18 protein-coding genes and 1 riboswitch are annotated in these 17,430 nt (G+C 64.9%); of the genes, 8 read left to right on the top strand and 10 right to left on the bottom strand.

The annotated features are described in order from the left end of the window. Positions 1-2: 2 nt before the first annotated feature. Positions 3-647 carry a DUF1003 domain-containing protein gene (locus KNN17_RS16250; RefSeq protein WP_078108529.1) on the bottom strand — a complete coding sequence of 215 codons (645 nt, stop codon included), beginning with the start codon at positions 645-647 and terminating at the stop codon, positions 3-5. A gap of 49 nt (positions 648-696) precedes the next feature. After that, positions 697-1,980, bottom strand: a complete 1,284-nt coding sequence (locus KNN17_RS16245) for a magnesium transporter MgtE N-terminal domain-containing protein (RefSeq protein ID WP_078108315.1) — start codon at positions 1,978-1,980, stop codon at positions 697-699. A 76-nt stretch (positions 1,981-2,056) separates the two neighbouring features. Between KNN17_RS16245 and KNN17_RS16240 the strand changes: the two genes are divergently transcribed. Beyond that, complete coding sequence (locus KNN17_RS16240; protein WP_241710005.1) at positions 2,057-2,878, top strand: general stress protein; 822 nt, start codon at positions 2,057-2,059, stop codon at positions 2,876-2,878. Between the two features lie 86 nt (positions 2,879-2,964). On the opposite strand, the gene KNN17_RS16235 is transcribed toward KNN17_RS16240, so the two are convergent. Continuing rightward, a complete protein-coding gene (locus KNN17_RS16235) occupies positions 2,965-4,548 on the bottom strand; it encodes an aminopeptidase P family protein (protein WP_078108316.1) in 1,584 nt (527 codons plus the stop codon). Positions 4,549-4,628: 80 nt separating this feature from the next. Here KNN17_RS16235 and KNN17_RS16230 point away from each other — a divergent pair, with 80 nt between their 5' ends. After that, positions 4,629-5,474 (top strand): PHP domain-containing protein, encoded by an 846-nt coding sequence (locus KNN17_RS16230; protein ID WP_241710004.1) that lies wholly within the window; start codon positions 4,629-4,631, stop codon positions 5,472-5,474. Here the strand turns inward: KNN17_RS16230 and KNN17_RS16225 are convergent. The 4 genes from KNN17_RS16225 to thiE form a co-directional block, all read right to left on the bottom strand. Beyond that, positions 5,471-6,334: a DNA-methyltransferase gene (locus tag KNN17_RS16225; protein ID WP_078108318.1), complete on the bottom strand. Its 864-nt coding sequence runs from the start codon at positions 6,332-6,334 to the stop codon at positions 5,471-5,473. The genes KNN17_RS16230 and KNN17_RS16225 overlap by 4 nt on opposite strands. 8 nt (positions 6,335-6,342) lie before the next feature. Beyond that, positions 6,343-8,064: a DEAD/DEAH box helicase gene (locus tag KNN17_RS16220; protein ID WP_241710003.1), complete on the bottom strand. Its 1,722-nt coding sequence runs from the start codon at positions 8,062-8,064 to the stop codon at positions 6,343-6,345. Between the two features lie 288 nt (positions 8,065-8,352). Beyond that, positions 8,353-9,867, bottom strand: coding sequence for an RNB domain-containing ribonuclease (locus tag KNN17_RS16215; RefSeq protein ID WP_241710002.1), 1,515 nt, complete (start codon positions 9,865-9,867; stop codon positions 8,353-8,355). Positions 9,868-9,904: 37 nt separating this feature from the next. Next, positions 9,905-10,594 carry a thiamine phosphate synthase gene (gene thiE / locus KNN17_RS16210; RefSeq protein WP_241710001.1) on the bottom strand — a complete coding sequence of 230 codons (690 nt, stop codon included), beginning with the start codon at positions 10,592-10,594 and terminating at the stop codon, positions 9,905-9,907. Between the two features lie 26 nt (positions 10,595-10,620). Next, positions 10,621-10,740, top strand: a riboswitch (TPP riboswitch). Here thiE and thiO point away from each other — a divergent pair. The 4 genes from thiO to KNN17_RS16190 all read left to right on the top strand — a co-directional run bounded on the left by thiO (position 10,732) and on the right by KNN17_RS16190 (position 13,472). Continuing rightward, positions 10,732-12,036, top strand: a complete 1,305-nt coding sequence (gene thiO / locus KNN17_RS16205) for a glycine oxidase ThiO (protein WP_241710000.1) — start codon at positions 10,732-10,734, stop codon at positions 12,034-12,036. It overlaps the preceding riboswitch by 9 nt. Beyond that, the gene (gene thiS, locus KNN17_RS16200; RefSeq protein WP_241709999.1) at positions 12,033-12,269 is read left to right on the top strand and encodes a sulfur carrier protein ThiS; all 237 of its coding nucleotides are present in this window, start codon (positions 12,033-12,035) and stop codon (positions 12,267-12,269) included. The genes thiO and thiS overlap by 4 nt, the downstream gene beginning before the upstream one ends. A gap of 3 nt (positions 12,270-12,272) precedes the next feature. Next, entirely contained in the window at positions 12,273-13,079 is an 807-nt protein-coding gene (locus tag KNN17_RS16195; RefSeq protein WP_274619738.1) for a thiazole synthase, read from the top strand. A 60-nt stretch (positions 13,080-13,139) separates the two neighbouring features. Beyond that, positions 13,140-13,472 carry a 4a-hydroxytetrahydrobiopterin dehydratase gene (locus KNN17_RS16190; protein ID WP_241709998.1) on the top strand — a complete coding sequence of 111 codons (333 nt, stop codon included), beginning with the start codon at positions 13,140-13,142 and terminating at the stop codon, positions 13,470-13,472. Between the two features lie 97 nt (positions 13,473-13,569). On the opposite strand, the gene KNN17_RS16185 is transcribed toward KNN17_RS16190, so the two are convergent. Genes KNN17_RS16185 through KNN17_RS16175 form a run of 3 tightly spaced genes read right to left on the bottom strand, consistent with a single transcriptional unit; the run spans position 13,570 to position 14,841 of the window. Then, the gene (locus KNN17_RS16185; protein WP_241709997.1) at positions 13,570-13,872 is read right to left on the bottom strand and encodes a hypothetical protein; all 303 of its coding nucleotides are present in this window, start codon (positions 13,870-13,872) and stop codon (positions 13,570-13,572) included. A gap of 37 nt (positions 13,873-13,909) precedes the next feature. Then, entirely contained in the window at positions 13,910-14,134 is a 225-nt protein-coding gene (locus tag KNN17_RS16180; protein ID WP_059387503.1) for a DUF3107 domain-containing protein, read from the bottom strand. A gap of 50 nt (positions 14,135-14,184) precedes the next feature. Next, entirely contained in the window at positions 14,185-14,841 is a 657-nt protein-coding gene (locus KNN17_RS16175; protein ID WP_370873866.1) for a TetR/AcrR family transcriptional regulator, read from the bottom strand. Between the two features lie 85 nt (positions 14,842-14,926). Between KNN17_RS16175 and moeB the strand changes: the two genes are divergently transcribed. Further along, positions 14,927-16,138, top strand: coding sequence for a molybdopterin-synthase adenylyltransferase MoeB (moeB, locus tag KNN17_RS16170; RefSeq protein WP_241709996.1), 1,212 nt, complete (start codon positions 14,927-14,929; stop codon positions 16,136-16,138). Between the two features lie 35 nt (positions 16,139-16,173). After that, positions 16,174-17,166 carry an SDR family NAD(P)-dependent oxidoreductase gene (locus KNN17_RS16165; RefSeq protein ID WP_241709995.1) on the top strand — a complete coding sequence of 331 codons (993 nt, stop codon included), beginning with the start codon at positions 16,174-16,176 and terminating at the stop codon, positions 17,164-17,166. Positions 17,167-17,430 lie beyond the last annotated feature (264 nt).

Here is a 17,430-nt window from a genome sequence, read left to right as displayed (position 1 = left end):
GTTCAGCTTTCGGGCTGGTCGGGAGGACCTGAGTGCCTGGCCGGCGAGGTGCCGACGGACGAGAGGTCGGGTTCGGTCTGGTCAGCGCTGGAATGCGCCGGGTGGATCTTGGGGATCTGCTGCGTCCTGGGATTGCGCTGCTTGTCGCGCTTTTCCTTGATCTTGTCCTTGGCCTTCTCGCTCCGGTTCGAGCCGGCGGGATCGTCCGTACGCATCTCGTCCTGCGCTTCGAGCAGATCCGACAGCAGCGAGCGGAGTTCGGCACGCACGTAGTCCCTGGTAGCGACCTCGCGCAGGGCGATGCGAAGGGCGGCGACCTCACGGGTCAGGTATTCGGTATCAGCCAGGTTGCGCTCGTCCCGGGCGCGGTCCTGCTCGATTGTCACGCGGTCCCTGTCGTCCTGGCGGTTCTGGGCCAACAGGATCAAGGGCGCCGCGTACGAGGCCTGCGTGGAGAAGAAAAGATTGAGGAGGATGAACGGATAGGGATCCCATTGGAATCCAAACAAGCCAATAACGTTGAACGCGATCCAGATGACCACGAAGATCGTCATGTAGAACAGGAAGTTCGCCGTACCCATGTAGCGGGCGAAGCGCTCGGCAAACCGGCCGAAGGCATCAGGATCGCTGCCGAAGTTCGGCAGCATGCGGGAGCGCAGCTCGAGCGGGGTGTCCAGTCCTCCGGTGGTGGGCTTCTCAGCCAATTCGGCCTCCTAGTTTCCTGATCGGGGCTCCGTCTTCATGGGTTCGCCAGTCGTCCGGGAGCAAATGGTCCAAGAGGTCATCAACAGTCACCGCCCCCACCAGGCGGCCGGCGCTGTTCACGACCGGGAGGGAGTTGAGGTTGTAGGAGGCCATGGTGTGGCTGACCTCGCTGACGCTGGCATGATCGGAAACCGGCTCAAGGTTCTTGTCCACGATGCTGCCCAGCTGCTCGGGCGGGGCGCTGCGGAGCAATTGCTGGATATGCACGACGCCGAGGAACCGTCCCGTGGGTGTCTCCAGCGGCGGCCGGCAGATAAAGATGGCCGAAGCCAAGGCGGGGGAGAGCTCTTCGCTGCGCACATGGGCCAGCGCTTCAGCGACCGTGGCTTCCGGTGGCAGGATCACGGGCACCGGGGTCATGAGGCCGCCGGCAGTGTCTTCGTCATACTGCAGGAGCCTGCGGACGTCGTCGGCCTCGTCGGGCTCCATCAGGAGCAGCAGTTCCTCGGCCTTCGCGGAAGGCAAGTCCGCCAACAGGTCCGCGGCGTCGTCCGGGTCCATTTCTTCCAGCACGTCGGCTGCGCGTTCGTTGTCCAAGGCGGACAAGAGCGTGACCTGGTCTTCTTCGGGCAATTCCTGGAGCACGTCGGCGAGGCGTTCGTCCTGCAACTCGCTGGCCACTTCGATCCGTCGCTTGTCCGACATTTCCTGGAGTGCATCGGCGAAGTCGGCCGGCTTGAGGTCCTCGTGGGTGGCAACGAACTGGCTGGCACCCTGGGGATCGTTCTCGGAGCCCTGCAGGGTCTCCGACCAGTCCACCAGGAGGGTGTGGCCGCGGCGCAGCCCCCGAAGCCTGGAGGTAGACGTGCCGCGTCGAACGAAAAGCTTGGAGACCAGCCAGTCGCCGTTGCGCTGCTGGTCCATGGCGATGTCTTCGATGATGGCGTCGCCGCTGCCGTCCTTGAGCGTCACCTTGCGGTCAAAGAGCTCGCCGACGACCAACTGCTCGGCACCGCGTTGCTGGAAGCGCCGGAGATTGACCAAGCCTGTACAGATGATCTGGGCCTGGTCCATCGACGTCAGCCTGGTCATGGGAACGAAGACGCGCTTCTTGCCCGGAACCTCGACGACGATACCCACTGCGTGCGGGGCCCCGCGCAAGCCGCGTGAAAGCACCACGACATCGCGCAGCCGGCCCAGGCGATCACCCAGGGGGTCGAAAACGTCGAGGCCGAGCAAGCGCGCAACAAAGATGCGTGAAGGATTTGTGCTCACCCTTACAGGCTACCGAGTCTGCTCTCTTTTAGCTGAATTTCAGCCGGTTCACATGTGTATGGGACAGAATGGGGGTATGGCGAACATTTTCGGTGCCCCCAAGGCCACGGAGGAATCCCGCAGCGTCCCCAAGGGCGACACCGTGGGCTCTTACACTTCCTATCTCGATGCCCAGAAGGCGGTGGATTATCTTGCCGACCAGCAGTTCCCCGTCCAGCATGTCTCCATTGTCGGAAACGACCTCAAAATGGTGGAGCGGGTCACGGGACGGCTCAGTTACCCGCGCGTCGCTTTGTCCGGCGCCCTGAGCGGTATGTGGTTCGGCCTGTTCGTGGGCGTCATGCTTTCGTTCTTCACCCCTGCCGGCGGACCTTTCTCGATTGTGACGTCGGTGCTGATGGGCGCGGCGTTCTTCATGCTCTTCGGGATCGTCACCTACGCCGCGCAGCGTGGAAAGCGGGACTTCACCTCCACCAGCCAGGTAGTGGCGACGAACTATGACGTCATTGTCGCGCTTGAGGCATCTAACGAAGCCCGACGTCTCCTTCACCAATTGCCGATGAATCCTTCCGAGGCGGCTGTCGGCCGGCCTCCTCAGGCGTACACGCCGCAGGACTACCGGAACCCTCCTGTCCATCCAAGCGCGCCCCAGGGCCCTGGGCCGGAACGCCCGGCGTCCTGGCAGGACCCCTACGGCCAGCGTGGGCCCGAAGCCGGACAGGGAACGGCGGGCGAGCCAGCCCAGCCCGTCGCAGGCGCACCGGTCGCGGCCGCGCGGCCAACAGCCGGCGTTCGCTACCCGGATCTTCCCGACGGCCGGCCTCAGTACGGTGTACGGGTGAACGAACCCGGAAACGGCGAGCACGCTGCCAACGGCGAGGATGCGGCCAAGCAGTAAAAAGTTCCTAGCGCCAAGGGTCAGCAAAGGAGGAGGGCTACCGGATCAATATCCGGTAGCCCTCCTCCCGCGCTTTGCCTCAGTGGTTACGCTTCGGCGTCCTGGTAGATGCCCGCCATCCAGGACTCGACGTCGTCGGCCTTGCGGGGGAGGGCGGCGCTGAGGTTGACGGGACCGTCTGCCGTCATCAGGATGTCGTCCTCGATCCGGACGCCGATTCCACGGTATTCCTCCGGAATGGCGAGGTCTTCGTTCTTGAAGTAGAGCCCGGGCTCGATGGTGAACACCATGCCCTCGGTGAGCACGCCGTCCAGGTAGAGATCGCGCTTGGCCTGGGCACAGTCGTGGACGTCCAGGCCTAGGTGGTGGCTGGTACCGTGCGGCATCCAGCGGCGGTGTTGCTGGCCTTCGTTGCTGATGGCTTCCTCGACGGAGACCGGCAGCAGGCCCCACTCGGCAAGGCGTTCTGCGAGGACCGTGGTGGCGGCCGTGTGGATGTCGCGGAACTTCACGCCCGGCTGGGCTGCGGCGAATCCGGCGTCGGCTGCGTCAAGAACGGCTTCATAGACCTTGCGCTGGACGTCCGAGAACTTCCCATTGGCCGGAATGGTGCGGGTGACGTCGGCTGTGTAGAGCGAGTCTGCCTCCACGCCGGCATCCAGCAGCACGAGTTCCCCGGCGTTGACCTTCCCCGTGTTCCGGGTCCAGTGCAGCACCGTGGCGTTGTTTCCGGCGGCCGCGATGGTGTCGTAGCCGAGCTCGTTCCCTTCCTCACGGGCACGCGCGAAGAAGGCGCCTTCGATGACGCGTTCGCCGCGGTGGTGGGTCATGGCGCGGGGGAGGGCGCGGACGACGTCGGCGAAGCCTTCCACCGTCGCAGCGACGGCGGCCTTCATCTGCTCGATTTCCCACTCGTCCTTGAGCAAGCGCAACTCGGAGAGCGCCTCGCTGAGCAGTTCGTCCAGTGCATCGAGCTCGCCGAGGTCCAGGTTCTCCGGATCCTTGGCCGTGTTGTAGCGGGCGGTGTCCACGAGGGCATCGATGTTCTCGTCTACTTTGCGGACCAGGCGGATGGCGATGCCGCCGATTTCGGGGGCACCCACGTTCTTGGTGATGGCCATCTCGAGTTCGTCGAGATGCGCCGTCCTGAGTCCGAGGCGCGCTTCGAATTCGGCGAGCGTCGGACGGGCGCCGATCCAGAACTCACCGGAACGCGAGTCGGCGTAGAACTGTTCCGTGTCGCGGCCGGCCAGCGGACGGAAGTAAAGCGTCGCGAGGTGGTTGCCGCCGTCGTCGCCGGTTCCTTCCTCGACAGGTTCCAGGACCAGCACGGCGTCGGGCTCGTGGTCCAGGCCCAGGCCCGTGAGGTGGGCGAAACCGGAGTGGGGGCGGAAACGGTAGTCGGTATCGTTGGAGCGGACCTTGAGCGGGCCGGCCGGTACGACGAGGCGCAGGCCCGCGAACTTGCCGGAGATCGCCCGACGACGCGTGGCGGCGTGGTCTGCGACGGCGTCACGCGCAGGGGTCACCTGCGGCGCGGGCGCCCAATTGCCGGCCATGAACGCCTTGAAGGCATCGGATGTGGGCCGCTGGGAGCGGTTGTTGACGCGCTCCTCCAGGGGCTGGGAGGCTGTGGTTTCACCGTTTTGGGTGTTATCTGCATCGTTCACCGTCCAATCGTCCCATCAAGGCCGATACTAGGCCAGCGGCGCAACGGTCCAAGCCGTCCGTAATCAAATACGCTTGGAAAGTGAAGATCGACCTGCATGCGCACTCCAATGTTTCCGACGGGACCGAGGCTCCCGCGGGAGTGATCGCTTCCGCGTCTGCTGCGGGTCTGGATGTGGTGGCCCTGACCGACCACGACTCCACTGACGGATGGGAGCAGGCCTCCGTCGCGGCCCTCGAATTCGGGGTGGCTTTCGTGCCGGGGATGGAGATCTCGTGCCGCACCCGGGAGGGGATCAGCGTCCATCTGCTCAGCTACCTCCACGATCCCGCACACCCCGGCCTGCTCGAGGAAATCACCAAGGCGAAAGACGCGAGGCTCACCCGCGCCAAGCGGATGGTCACGCTCCTGGCGGAGGACTACCCCTTGAGCTGGGACGATGTCATCCACCATGTGGCTCCGGGTGCGACCGTGGGCCGGCCCCACATTGCGGACGCCCTCGTGGCGGCCGGTGCCGTGGCGAGCCGCTCCGAGGCGTTCACCGCGATCCTGACTTCGCACTCGCGCTACTTCGTGCAGCACTACGCACCGGACCCGGCGCTCGCCGTCGAGCTCGTCCGGGCGGCGGGCGGAGTTCCCGTCTTCGCACATCCGGTGGCCTCTGCCCGCGGCCGGGTGGTCGGGGAGCGGACGTACCGGGAAATGATCGACGCCGGCCTCCTGGGGCTCGAAGTGGAGCACCGAGACAATCCCGAGGAAGGCCGCGTGTTCCTGCGGCGCCTGGCTGCTGAACATGGCTTGTTCATGACCGGTTCGTCCGACTACCACGGAACCGGCAAACCCAATCTGCTCGGCGAGAACCTGACGTCCCCCGACGTCCTGGCCCGTATCGAGGAGTTGGGCACGGGCAGTTCGGTGGTCCGTTAGACGGGGTGGAAGGTGGCCTTGCCGTCCAGGCGTTTCCGCATCACGTCGATAGCCGGGGCATTCTGGTCCACGCACACGAACCTGCGCTCGAGCTTCGACGCGACCGAGCCGAGCGTGCCTGAGCCGGCGAAGAAATCGAGGCACCAGTCTCCTGGCCGGCTGGACGCCGTGACGATCCGCCGGACGAGGCCTTCCGGCTTTTGCGTCGGGTAGCCGGTCTTTTCCTTGCCGGTCGGGGAAACGATGGTGTGCCACCAAACGTCCGTGGGAAGCTTCCCCAGTTCGCGCTTGGCCGGCGTCACGAGGCCGGGCGCCATGTACGGCTCACGGTCCACCTCGGCGTTGTCGAAATGGTACTTGGCGGGGTTCTTGACGTACACGAGGATGTTGTCGTGCTTGGTGGGCCAGCGGTTCTTGGCGCGTGCACCATAGTCGTAGGCCCAGATGATCTCGTTCAGGAAACACTCCCGGCCGAAGATCGAGTCCAGCATGACCTTGGCGTAGTGCACCTCGCGGTAGTCGAGATGCAGGTACAGGGTGCCGTCGTCGGCGAGCAGTCGCCAGGCTTCCACGAGCCGGGGTTCCAGGAAGGACCAGTAGTCGCTGAAGGCGTCGTCGTAGCGGTGCAGGGCGCCCTTGATGGTGTCATAGGAACGGCCCTTGAAACCTACGCGGTCGCCGTCGCCGTCGGCGTTGCGGACCATGCGCGTTTCCTGGCGGCTCTGGACCCGGCCCGTATTGAAGGGCGGGTCCACGTAAATCAGTGTGAAGGCGCCGTCCGGCAGCGTCGGGAGGAAAACCGCGTTGTCCGCGTGAACCACCAAGTTGCTACCGTCCGGCGCCCAAACAGTGTCAGTCATTGAGGCCGTTAAGCCTCGGTGCTCTCGCCGGATGCACCGGAAGCGGAGACCACTTCGCCGTTGCGGCGGCGGGTGCGGGAGCGGCGTGCGCGGGCCGGCTTGTCGGCGCCCTCGCCGGACTGTGCCTGCCCGGATTGGGGCTCGGCAGACTGGGCCGAACCCTCAGCGGGGGCTGTTTCGCCTTCGGACGTACGACGGCGGCGCGTGCGGTTGCGGCCGCCATCACCGTCTCCTTCGCGGGCCGGAGCGTCGCCGGACTTGGGACCGCGGCGTGCACCTTCACGGCCACCATCGCGCCCGCCGGCGCGAGCGGTGCGTCCACGCCCGGAATCGCCTCCGGAACGGGAGTTCTTCTTGCCGGTCTCGCCTAGGTCTTCAAGGACCTCGGCGTCAACGCCTGCGAGGGTGCGCTTGTCGCGGGGCAGTCGGCCCTTGGTGCCCGCGGGGATGTCGAGTTCCTCGAAAAGGTGCGGCGACGAGGAGTAGGTTTCCACGGGCTCCGGGTAGCTCAAGCCAAGCGCCTTGTTGATGAGGCCCCAGCGCGGCATGTCGTCCCAATCGACGAACGTCACGGCTGTGCCCTTGTTGCCAGCGCGGCCGGTGCGGCCCACCCGGTGCAGGTAGATCTTTTCGTCTTCGACGCACTGGTAGTTGATCACGTGCGTGACGTCATCGACGTCGATGCCGCGTGCGGCGACGTCGGTGGCCACGAGGACGTCCACCTTGTTGTTGCGGAAGGCCCGGAGGGCCTGTTCGCGGGCGCCCTGGCCCAAGTCGCCGTGAATGGCGGCGGCCGCGAAGCCGCGGTCCACGAGTTCCTCGGCAACCTTGGCCGCGGTGCGCTTGGTCTTGGTGAAGATGATGGTCCGGCCGCGGCCGCGGGCCTGCAGGATGCGGGCGACGACCTCCACCTTGTCCATGCTGTGGGCACGGTAGATGAGCTGCCGGATGTCGCGCTTCGTCAGGCCTTCGTCGTCCGGGTCGGCGGCACGGATGTGCGTGGGCTGTGTCATGTAGCGGCGCGCCATGGCGATGACCGGGCCGGGCATAGTGGCCGAGAAGAGCAGGGTCTGGCGGACGGCGGGTGTGCCGGCAATCAGGGTCTCTACGTCGGGGAGGAAGCCGAGGTCCAGCATCTCGTCCGCTTCGTCGAGAATCACCATGCGAACGTTCTTGAGGTTCAGGTGCTTCTGCTTGTAGAGGTCGATCAAACGGCCGGGCGTGCCGACAACAATCTCGACGCCCTTTTGCAGGGCTTCGATCTGGGGCTCGTAGGCGCGGCCGCCATAGATGGTGGCGATGCGGGCGTTGCGCTTCCGGGATGCCGTCTGGAGGTCGTTGGCAACCTGGACGGCGAGTTCGCGGGTAGGAACAATCACGAGGGCCTGGGGTGCACCCGGGACAGCGAGCTTCTCGTGGCCGGCGTCGCCCGGTCCGACGACGCGCTGCAGCGCCGGGATGCCGAAGCCGAGGGTCTTTCCGGTACCGGTCTTGGCTTGGCCGATGATGTCGTGGCCGCCCAGGGCGACCGGGAGGGTCATGGCCTGGATGGGGAACGGGTGGGTGATTCCGGCGTCGGCGAGGGATTCGACGATGTCTGCGCGGACGTTGTAGTCGGCGAAGGTCTTTTCCGCGATCTCGTGGGGTGTTTCGTCCGAGGAAATGGTTTCCTCGGGTTCGATCGTTTCGGTTCCGTCTGTCAGAACTTCATGGGTGTGCAATTCACTCACAGTGGAGTTTTCCTTATTCATTTGGGCTGCGCTGCGTGCTCAACGGTTGTGGCAGGGCCGTTCCGGAGCACGGATGGGCGCAAGCAAATCCAGTGGAAGCCGATCGCGGGCTATCTAAATACTGGCACTGGGGACCAGCTGGTGTATCTCAAGATCGCGTAGGGGCGGGCTTGTTGATGTCAAAAAATGAACTGAATCAACGACCGGGCATCCATTACTACTTACACAGTCTAGCGTCTGGGGACAATAAACCCCGGATCGCGGCCTCGGCCCTGTGGACGGAGTGCGCTACGGGAGCAGTTCGAAGGTGATTTGGCGGGTGGCAATGTCCGCGTGGAGCAGTTTCACGCGGACCTTCGTCCCGGACTCCATTTCGCCGTCGCAACGGGCGGTGACCGCGGGCTCGGCGATCTGCACGACACCGTAGGGGCCGTGCTGGGCTCCGTTCCCGTTGCCGTTTCCGTTGTTGCCGTTGTGGCTGTTCCCGTTGCCGTTTCCGTTGTTTTTGGCCGGCTTCGATCCGGAAATCACCACGGCGTCGAATTCCTGTCCGATGTGGTTGACAAGGAGCGCTGCCTCCACGGTGTCCAGGGCCAGGTGCTCCATTTTCGCGGCCAGCTGGTCGGATGACGCCATGATCTCGGGCAGGCTCGGCAAAGCGTCCCGGGCCCATGCCGGTATCTCGGTTCCATTGCTGAGCGCTTCGCAGATGACCAGGACAAATCGATCGACCAGCCGGCGCAACGGAGCGGTGGTGTGGGCATAGGGTGCCCCGATGGCGGACTGCATCACACTGTCCGGGACCTCGCCGTCGAAAGGCGTGTAGCCTGCACCACGGAAAAGCAGTCCCGCTGAATGGAGGATGGCCAGTTGCCGGGGATCCTTGGCGTCGAGGCTCCGCAGGTACTCGCCATAGCTGGTCCCCTCGGTCCAAGGTTTGCCAAGTGCCCCGGTTTGCCGTTTGAAATGGAGCAACGAACGCTCATCGGGGGCGGGCATGGTCCGTAGGATTCCCACTTTGCCGTCGAGCATCAGCTGGGCGGCTGCCATCCCGGTCATGAGCGAAATCTGGGCGTTCCAGTCCTCTACCGGCAGCGAGGGGGCTGCGACGATCCTGTAGCCCTCGCCGTCGGGCAGCTGCACGATTTCCTGCTCAGGCATGTTCAGGCTGGCTCCGCCGCGTTGGCGTTCGAGTTCCACCCGCTTGAGTCCGACCTCCTTGAGGAGCTGGAGGACGGGATCGGCCGCGCCGGAATCGATCTCCGCCTGCACGCCTTTGTAGTCGAGCTTGGCGCGGCTGCGTACGCTTGCCCGACCCACAGAGACGGTTCGGAACTCCGCTTCGGCGTCGAGTTCGAAATCCCACACGAACGCGCCGCACGTCTGGCCGGCCAACAGGCTTCCGGCGTGCTCGCTGATGATCTCGGGGTGCAGCGGTATGCGGCCGTCCGGGGCATAGTACGTTTGCCCCCGGTGGCGGGTTTCGGCGTCGAGCGCTCCTCCCGGGGGCACGAAGGAGGGCACATCGGAGATGGCGTAGAGGACCCTGTAACCATCGCCGGACCGGTCAATGAAGAGCGCCTGATCGAGATCCGTGGAAGAGGCCGGGTCGATCGTGATGAACGGAACGTCCGTGAGGTCCTGCACCGGCAGGGTGTGTCCGGAAACCGCCGCTTCGGCGTCGCGCAACGCTTCAGCGGGATAGCCTGCGGGCAGCTCGAGTTCAGTCCGAAGCGCCGCCAGTGCTTCCGCGAGCTGGTTCGACGTTTCACTGACATTCGGGGCTATCCGCTGATGTGACACGAAAGTCAGGGTAACTCCAAAATCTTTCGGCGTCTCGCTAGGCGGCCGCAGCGTCAAGGGCGGCCAGGAGTGCCTGGGCTGCCGCCGTCGGATCCTCTGCCTCGGTGATGGCGCGGACCACTACGATGCGGCTTGCACCGGCCTCCACTACCTCTTCGACGTTGCCCAGATCGATGCCCCCGATCGCGAACCAGGGGAGCACCACACCGCCGACTGTCTCAGCGTCTGCCTGCTTCACGGCGTTGGCGGCGTACTTCACCAGATCGAGCCCGACGGCGGAGCGTCCCGGCTTGGTAGGGGTGGCCCACACCGGCCCGACGCAGAAGTAGTCCAGGCCGCTGCGGCCAGGCGACGCGGCGATGGCCGCGTCGATCTGTTCCGGCGTGTGCGTGGAGAGGCCGATGATGGTGGGGTCGTGGAGCAGCTTCCGGGCCGAGCGCAGCGGAATGTCCTTTTGGCCGATATGGAACACCGGTGCGCCCGAGAGGGAAGCGACGTCCGCCCGGTCGTTGACTGCCCAGAGACGGCCGTGACGGTGCGCCACGGATTGCAGGATCTCCAGGAGCTCCAGTTCCTCGGCGGCTTCAATCGTCTTGTCACGCAGCTGGATGATGTCCACGCCGCCCTCGAATGCGGCATCGACAAATTGCTCAAAATCACCCTGTTGCTTGCGGGCGTCGGTGCAGAGGTACAGGCGGGCGGTGGTGTGGACATCGTGCTGGGTCATGGAAACAGAGTAGTTCCTCTAAACTGGGCTGGTACCGCGGGAGCCGCGGCGGCGGTCACAATCGCCGCGCGGCTGAGAGGGCTTCAGCGCCGACCGCTTGACCTGATCCGGCTAGTACCGGCGTAGGGAAGGACTCCATGGAAGAAGCAAACACCCGGAACGGGCCCCTCCACGCGGATGTCGCGGTGATCGGGGGCGGTGTCATTGGCCTCGGCATCGCGGGGGAAGCCCGCAGATCCGGCCGTTCGGTTGCCCTCATCGATCCCGCACCGGCCAGCGGCGCTACGTTCGCGGCAGCGGGAATGCTGGCGCCCGTCAGCGAATTGCACTACCAGGAAGAGGACCTCCTGGAGCTCATGCTCGAATCATCGGCGTTGTGGCCGGGCTTCGAACGCAATGTGACCGGCTCAAGCGCCGGGCGCGGCACGGGTTACCGCACGACGCCGACCCTCGCCGTCGGTGCGGACGCCGCGGACCGCCGGGCGCTCGCCGACCTTCGGGACGTCCAGCTCGCCCATGGCCTGGTGGTGGAATCCGTTCCGTTGCGCGAGGCGCGGGAGCGCGAGCCGCTCTTGAGCCCGCAGATTTCCTGTGCTTTCGATATCCCGGGCGATCACCAAGTGGATCCGCGCCGGCTCTCGGCCGCGATTCTCGCCGCCTTGGCAAACCACCAGCCCGGCGATTCGAGCTGGATCGCGGAGGCAGGAGACGGGTTCGCGGTCCACGACACTGCGGCGGGCCTCCTGTGGGAGGACGGGCGCGTCGTCGGGACGGTGCTCGGCTCGGGCGCCAAAGTTCTCGCCACGGAAACAGTAGTAGCCAACGGACTTGATGCTGCCCGCTTGAACGGCCTGCCGGATGGATTGTCGCTGCCATTGCGTCCCGTGTACGGCGACATACTGCGGTTGCGCGTCCCGGAGCATCTGCAGCCCCTTGTCACCGCCACCGTCCGCGGGATGGTGCGCGGAGTGCCCGTGTATATCGTTCCCCGCGAGGACGGGACCGTGGTGATCGGCGCAACGCAACGCGAAGACGGTTTGTCGGCGTCCGGGGGAGGAGCCAACCCGGTGTCAGCCGGGGGCGTGTACCAATTGCTCCGCGATGCCCAGGTACTGGTTCCGGCTGTCGCCGAACTGGAGCTCCTCGAAGCGACCGCCCGTGCCCGCCCTGGCACACCGGACAACGCACCGCTGTTGGGTCGTGTCGAAGGTCGCGAAGGAACCGTGCCCGGCCTCATCGTGGCCAGCGGCTTTTTCCGGCACGGCGTGCTCCTCACCCCGGCAGCGGCGCAAATCTGCGTCGGACTCATGGATGGCACCGTCGATCCGCGGTGGAACAAATTCCGCCCGGACCGCTTCTCCCGCCCGCTGTCTGCAGCAAGGGCATCCACAGGCGGCCCGTCGGCCGACACCCCACATCCCCTTCCGAAGGACCACGCATGAACATCAGATTGAACGGCGCAGACCACACACTGGGCGACGGCGCGTCCGTGACCACACTCGTCAGCCACATCACCGGACGGGTTGTGGACCCCAGCGGCCAGGCGGCCGACGGACGCAAGATCGGCGTCGCCGTCGCACGCAATTCCGAAGTGGTGCCGCGCAGCCAGTGGGCTGCCACCGCGCTCGCAGAGGGCGACGAACTCGAAATCGTGACCGCAGTACAGGGAGGCTGAACCATGACCACAGCAAGCACTCACGCAGCAAGCACCCGAACCGACGCCCTGGTAATCGATGGTGTTGAGTTCGGCTCGCGCCTCATCATGGGAACCGGCGGAGCCCCGAGCCTGGACGGCCTGGGAGCAGCCCTGTTGGCCTCCGGCACCGAACTCACCACCGTTGCCATGCGGAGGTACTCACCGACGGAGACAGGTTCCCTGTTCCAGTTGCTCGTGGACCACGGCATCCGTGTCCTGCCCAACACTGCCGGCTGCTTTACCGCCAAGGACGCTGTCATGACAGCCGAACTTGCCCGGGAGGCCTTGGAAACGGATTGGGTCAAGCTGGAGGTCATCGCCGACGAGCAGACGCTCCTGCCCGATGCCGTGGAGTTGGTGGATGCAACGGAGAAGCTGGTGGACCGCGGCTTCAAGGTCTTCGCCTACACCAACGACGACCCCGTGCTGGCGCTTCGGCTGGAAAACCTCGGAGCAACGGCGGTGATGCCGTTGGGCGCGCCTATCGGTACCGGCTTGGGCATCCTGAATCCCCACAACATCGAGCTCATTGTGTCCCGGGCTTCCGTGCCGGTAGTGCTCGACGCCGGCATCGGCACTGCGTCCGACGCCGCACTGGCCATGGAGCTCGGTTGCGACGCCGTGCTGCTGGCCACCGCAGTGACCCGCGCGCAGAACCCGGTGCAGATGGGCGAGGCCTTCAAACACGCGGTCATCGCCGGTAGGCTGGCGAAGCAGGCGGGCCGCATCCCGCGCCGGGAACACGCGCTGGCGTCATCGGCCATGGAAGGCCGGGCAGAGTTTCTCTAGCGGGTTTTTGCCGGCCGTCGGCGGATTCGTGTGAATCCCCTGTCAGCGAAGGAGCTCCCCATGGCCGGCAAGGATGACATCCTCACCAAGTCCGCAATCGACGACGCCTTGGCGGATCTTCCGGACTGGCGGTACCGCCTGGGCAGCCTCGTCACGGTCTTTAAATGCCCGACGTCGGCGGCGGCCCTCGAGCTGATTGCCGCCGTCGGGCAGATCGCCGAGCAACAGAACCACCACCCGGACCTGGAATGGAGGTACAACCGGGTGTCGATCCGCTACACCTCCCACGACGCCGGGAGCGAAGTAACCCAACGCGATGTCCGGGCAGCCATGAACGTCAGCCGGGCAGCCAAGGAAGCCGGGGCAGTGGCGCGACCCGAAGCTCTGCCGTGAGCCGGTTTGTCCGCGACACGCAAACAGAACGGCGACGCCCGGATACAGGAGTCGCCGCTCTGTTTGAAGTGTCGCCGGCCCGTGCGAGCAGCCCCAGCTAGAGCCGCAGGGCCGCGGTCAGCTGGGCAGTATCGTGCCGGGCCCGGTGGTGGCCCAGGAAGTACGAGGCCACCGCGGCCGCCACGGTACCCAGAACGATGGGCAGGACCCAAGGGATCCACGTCACGCCAGGCTGGTAGCCAAAGCCAAGTTGGATGAAGATCATCCAACTCAGCATGGCGACGGCCACCGAAACGCCGGCGGGCAGGGTGATTCCGTACGTGCCCCGGCGTTTGTCAGTTCCCCAGACAATGAAGCCCGAGGCGATGGTGGCTAGCGCCACGATGACAAGTGAGAGCATGCGGACTCCTGGCTCGCTGGTGTTCTGGTGTAAAAGCTTAGAGCGCGCCGAAGCCGACCCGGCGTACTTCCTCGGCACCGATCTCAACGTATCCGAGGACGTTGCCGGGAACGATGACCTGACGGCCCTTTTCATCGGTCAGGCGCAGGTCCGTGCCGTTGGCAATGGCCTCGCTCACGATCTTGGCAACAGCCTCGGCGTCGAGAGCGGACTCAAGCGCGATCTCACGGCCAACATTCTGAATGCCGATCTTTACTTCCACAGCGGGGCCTCCCAGCCAATCAAAAAATTACTCAGTCCTCTATTTGTAGTCTAGGACTCTTTCGGGAAGCGACTGATTCCGCGCCAAGCTAAACGGTAGATCAGGTCGCTGGCAACATCGAGGTCCAAATCGCCGTCGGTCTCGAGCCAATACCGGGCACTGACCTGCGCCATTCCAGCCAGGCCCCGGCCCAGCAGCTGGGCCTCCAGCGGGGGCAGCTTGGTGTCTTCGGCGATGACCTTGGCGACGGCGTCGGCAAAAGTGCGGTTGAACGTCTCCAAACGCGAACTGACGTCCGGGTCATTGATGAGGTCGGATTCGAAGACGAGCCGGTGCGCTTGGTCATCGCCTGCGATGAAACGGTAGTAGGCGCGCATGACTGCCTGGACGCGTTCCTTGTTGTCCGACGTCGAATTCAGCGCCGTAAGCATCTGGTCCGTGAGCGTGGCCAGGTGGCTGTCGAGGAGTGCCATGTAGAGCTCCCGCTTGGACGGGAAGTGTTGGTAGAGCACCGGTTTGCTGACATGGGCTGTCTCGGCGATTTCGTCCATCGCTGCACCATGGAACCCGTTGGCAACGAAGACTTCCAAGGCGGCGTTCAAGAGCTGGGCCCTGCGCTCATCGCGTGGCAGCCTGGCCGAACGCGGCGAACCGGTCCGATCCTGCCTGACCTGTGCCTCCTGTTTGATACGTGCACTCTCAGCCACTTGTCTGCCGCCTTTCCTTTGCAGTTATGACCACAATACTGCGCAGTAATATGACCGGGCGGCAGCGGCAGGCATACTTTGGAGTATGGCCACTATTTTTGCTGCCCAAACGTTGCCGCCCTCTCCTTCTTCGACACTGCCGCCCCTCGTGGAACCGGCGGCGGAACTGACCACCGAAGAGGTGGAACGGTATTCGCGCCACCTCATTATTCCCGAAATCGGTGCGGCCGGTCAGCGTCGGCTCAAGAATGCAAAAGTCCTGGTGATAGGTGCAGGCGGACTGGGCTCTCCGGCTTTGCTGTACCTCGCAGCCGCCGGCGTGGGGACGCTCGGAATCGTGGACGACGACGACGTCGACCTCAGCAACCTGCAACGCCAGATCATTCACGGCGTAGGAGATGTGGGACGGCCGAAGATCGAATCGGCACAGAACGCGATCAAGGAGCTCAATCCACTCGTCAACGTGCAACTGCACAACGTCCGCCTGGACTCCTCCAATGCCTTGGAGATTTTCTCCGGCTACGACCTCATCCTGGACGGGGCGGACAACTTCGCCACCCGGTACCTTGTCAACGATGCCGCGGCAATTCTCGGCAAACCGTACGTCTGGGGATCGATTTTCCGCTTCGACGGCCAGGTCAGCGTGTTCTGGGAGAAGCACGGGCCCAGCTATCGCGATCTCTACCCTGAGGCCCCTCCTGCCGGCTCGGTCCCGTCCTGCGGCGAGGGCGGCGTGTTCGGCATGCTGTGCGCTGCTGTCGGCTCGCTCATGGTGACTGAGGCAGTCAAGCTGATCACCGGCGTCGGGCGCTCCATGCTGGGACGGGTGGCGCTCTTTGACGCCCTCGGCGGCAGCTGGCGCGAAATCAAGGTTTCGAAAGACCCGGAGGCCGAACCGATCACCGAATTGACCGATTACGAAGCGTTCTGCGGCATCATCCCGGCACCTGCGGGGGATTCGGTTCCGACGGTCACGGCCACCGAACTTTCCGGGATGCTCGAAGCCCGCGCGGCAGGGGAACGCGACTTCGAACTGGTGGATGTCCGCGAGATCGGTGAACACGAGATCGTGAGCATCGACGGTTCGGTGCTCATCCCGCAGGGACGGATCCTGGCGGGGGAGGCCTGGACGGAACTGCCACAGGACAAAGAGATCGTGTTCCACTGCAAGGGCGGCACCCGTTCCGCGGCGGTGCTCGCGGCTGCACAGCGCGCCGGCTACACGCGCGTCAGCCACCTCGACGGCGGGATCCTCGCTTGGGTGCACGACGTCGAGCCCGGCAAACCCGTTTACTGAACCGACAAGCGCAGGTGAACATGAAAGGTCCCGATATGAGCGAGGAATCCATGACCACACCGCAACACCCCATCGGATCGGGTTTCGGCCACGGCTCCACGGCATCGGACGTTGTGGCGGGAGTGGACCTTCACGGCAAGACCGCAATTGTGACGGGCGGTTATTCCGGGCTCGGCCTGGAAACGGTGCGGGCCTTGTCCTCCGCCGGGGCCAAGGTCACGGTTCCGGCCCGGCGTCCTGAACATGCCAAGGAAGTCCTCGCCGCTGCCGGCCTTGCACCGGAGCAAGTGACGGTGGAAGCCTTGGACCTGGCCGATCAGGACGCAGTGAAGGATTTCGCGTCACGTTTCCTCTCGTCCAACGAAACCCTGGACATCCTGGTCAACAACGCGGCCATCATGGCCAGCCCGGAGCAACGCGTGGGTCCGGGTTGGGAATCCCAATTCGCCACCAACCACTTGGGCCACTTCACGCTTCTCAACTCCCTGTGGCCTGCGCTGGCGGCTGCCGGTTCGGCCCGCGTCGTGGCCTTGTCCTCCACCGGGCACAAACTCTCGCCCATCCGTTTCGAGGACATCAATTTCGAGAACGGCTACGACAAATGGAAGGCCTACGGCCAGGCTAAGACGGCCAACGCGTTGTTCGCCGTCGAGCTTGACCGCCTGGGCCGCTCCTCCGGAGTACGGGCCTTCGCGGTCCATCCAGGCGGCATCATGACCGAGCTCCAGCGCTACCTTCCGAGGGAAGAGATGGTCGCGGCGGGATGGATGGACGATGCGGGCAACGTCAGGGAGGGCTTCAAGACTCCGGAGCAGGGAGCCGCCACATCCACCTGGGCAGCCACCTCGCCGGCACTGGCGGGCATGGGCGGGGTGTATTGCGAAGACTGCGACATCGCCAAGCCCACGGACCCTGCCTCGCCGCTCGCGCGGTACCAAGGAGTGGATGCACACGCTGTGGATCCGGAAGCCGCAACAAGGCTGTGGGCCGTGTCCGCAGAAATGACGGGAGTCAACGCGTTCGCGTAGGGCCGGGGGGCTCGCGAAGCAGCGCCTAGGGACATGCTCATTCTTGGTGATTGCAGCCGGACATATTCCTGTTATGTCCAGTGCTGGTGATCGGGGGAGGGCATGCTCTGCGCTGGGCAAATCAGCACGGTGATTCGCGAGCCAGCGCCTAGGGACATGTTCATTCTTGGTGATTGCAGCCGGACATATTCCTGTTATGTCCAGTGCTGGTGATCGGGGGAGGGCATGCTCTGCGCTGGGCAAATCAGCACGGTGATTCGCGAG

It is taken from the genome of Arthrobacter bambusae, assembly GCF_022606295.1.
Taxonomy (GTDB): Bacteria; Actinomycetota; Actinomycetes; order Actinomycetales; family Micrococcaceae; genus Arthrobacter; species Arthrobacter bambusae_A.
This window is presented reverse-complemented; position numbering and strand designations above follow the sequence as displayed.

Coding starts and splice junctions, on each gene's coding strand:
- KNN17_RS16165 (WP_241709995.1), top strand. CDS start 16,174: ATGAGCGAGGAATCCATGACCACACCGCAACACCCCATCGGATCGGGT.
- KNN17_RS16190 (WP_241709998.1), top strand. CDS start 13,140: ATGGCCGGCAAGGATGACATCCTCACCAAGTCCGCAATCGACGACGCC.
- thiS (WP_241709999.1), top strand. CDS start 12,033: ATGAACATCAGATTGAACGGCGCAGACCACACACTGGGCGACGGCGCG.
- KNN17_RS16185 (WP_241709997.1), bottom strand. CDS start 13,872: ATGCTCTCACTTGTCATCGTGGCGCTAGCCACCATCGCCTCGGGCTTC.
- moeB (WP_241709996.1), top strand. CDS start 14,927: ATGGCCACTATTTTTGCTGCCCAAACGTTGCCGCCCTCTCCTTCTTCG.
- KNN17_RS16240 (WP_241710005.1), top strand. CDS start 2,057: ATGGCGAACATTTTCGGTGCCCCCAAGGCCACGGAGGAATCCCGCAGC.
- thiO (WP_241710000.1), top strand. CDS start 10,732: ATGGAAGAAGCAAACACCCGGAACGGGCCCCTCCACGCGGATGTCGCG.
- KNN17_RS16225 (WP_078108318.1), bottom strand. CDS start 6,334: ATGACTGACACTGTTTGGGCGCCGGACGGTAGCAACTTGGTGGTTCAC.
- KNN17_RS16195 (WP_274619738.1), top strand. CDS start 12,273: ATGACCACAGCAAGCACTCACGCAGCAAGCACCCGAACCGACGCCCTG.
- thiE (WP_241710001.1), bottom strand. CDS start 10,594: ATGACCCAGCACGATGTCCACACCACCGCCCGCCTGTACCTCTGCACC.
- KNN17_RS16250 (WP_078108529.1), bottom strand. CDS start 647: ATGCTGCCGAACTTCGGCAGCGATCCTGATGCCTTCGGCCGGTTTGCC.